This is a genomic window from Streptomyces sp. NPDC059454, from assembly GCF_042749965.1.
GTDB lineage: Bacteria > Actinomycetota > Actinomycetes > Streptomycetales > Streptomycetaceae > Streptomyces.
Window position 1 is genome coordinate 1 of record NZ_JBHYVC010000138.1, and the last position, 1,269, is coordinate 1,269.

Annotated in this window: 2 protein-coding genes; both read right to left on the minus strand. The window is 66.5% G+C overall.

The window, feature by feature from the left end; genetic code table 11:
- Positions 1–804 (minus strand): alpha-amylase family glycosyl hydrolase (locus ACFXAE_RS36145; RefSeq protein ID WP_384723965.1); only part of this gene is annotated, 804 nt, incomplete at its 3' end.
- Positions 801–1,269, minus strand: a 469-nt coding sequence (locus ACFXAE_RS36150) for a DUF3459 domain-containing protein (RefSeq protein WP_384723967.1), incomplete at its 5' end; no start/stop codon positions are given. The genes ACFXAE_RS36150 and ACFXAE_RS36145, both read right to left, overlap by 4 nt.

Consider the following 1,269-nt stretch of genomic DNA (forward strand, 5'->3'; position numbering starts at 1 on the left):
GACGTCCTCCGGCCACTGGTTGGCCTCGGCCAGCAGCACCGTGTCCGGGTACTGGGTGTCGATCTCCTTGCGCACCCGCTTCAGGAAGGCGTGCGTCTCCGGGAGGTTCTCGCAGTTCGTCCCCTCCTGCTGGTACAGGTACGGCACCGCGTCGAGGCGGAAGCCGTCGATCCCCAGGTCCAGCCAGAACTTCAGCGCGGAGATCATCTCCTCCTGGACCGCCGGGTTCTCGTAGTTGAGGTCCGGCTGGTGGGAGAAGAAGCGGTGCCAGTAGTACTGCTTGCGCACCGGGTCGTACGTCCAGTTGGAGGCCTCGGTGTCGACGAAGATGATCCGCGCGTCCTGGAACTGTTTGTCGTCGTCCGCCCACACGTAGTAGTCGCCGTACGGTCCGTCGGGGTCCTTCCTCGACTCCTGGAACCACGGGTGCTGGTCGCTGGTGTGGTTCATGACGAAGTCGATGATCACCCGCATGCCGCGCTGGTGCGCGGCGTCGGTGAACTCCACGAAGTCGGCGAGGTCGCCGAAGTCGGGCAGGACGGCGGTGTAGTCGGCGACGTCGTAGCCGCCGTCGCGCAGGGGGGACTTGAAGAAGGGCGGCAGCCAGAGGCAATCGACGCCCAGCCACTGCAGGTAGTCCAGTTTGGCGGTCAGACCCTTCAGGTCGCCGATGCCGTCACCGTTGCTGTCCTGGAAGGAGCGGACCAGGACCTCGTAGAAGACGGCTCGTTTGAACCAGTCCGGGTCCCGGTCCTTGGCGGGAGTGTCCTCGAAGGTGTCCGGGACGGGTTCGTTGACGATCATGCTGTGGGTGACCCTCCGATCGACGGGCTGGACGGTCGCAGGACCTTGCTGTGCTCACCCGGGGGCCGCCCCCCGGACTCCCGGCCGATGACGAGCACATGCGCTCCCCCCGGCTCCAGGCGCACATAGTTGGCACTGCCCCAGTGGTAGGTCTCGCCGGTGAGCTCGTCACGCACCGGTACCGACTCGTGCCGTTCCAGGCCGAGCTGCGGCATGTCCAACGAGACCGTGGCCTCCTGGGTGTGGTGGGGGTCGAGGTTGGCGACCACCAGAACCGTGTTCGAACCCCGCCGCTTCGAGTACACGATGACCTCCTCCTTGTCGGCGTGGTGGAAGTGGAGGTCGCGCAGTTGCCGCAGGGCCGGGTTCTCGCGGCGGATGGTGTTGAGCCGGGTGATGAGGGGGGTGATGGTGCGGCCCTGGCGTTCGGCGGTCTCCCAGTCGCGGGGGCGGAGCTGGTACTTC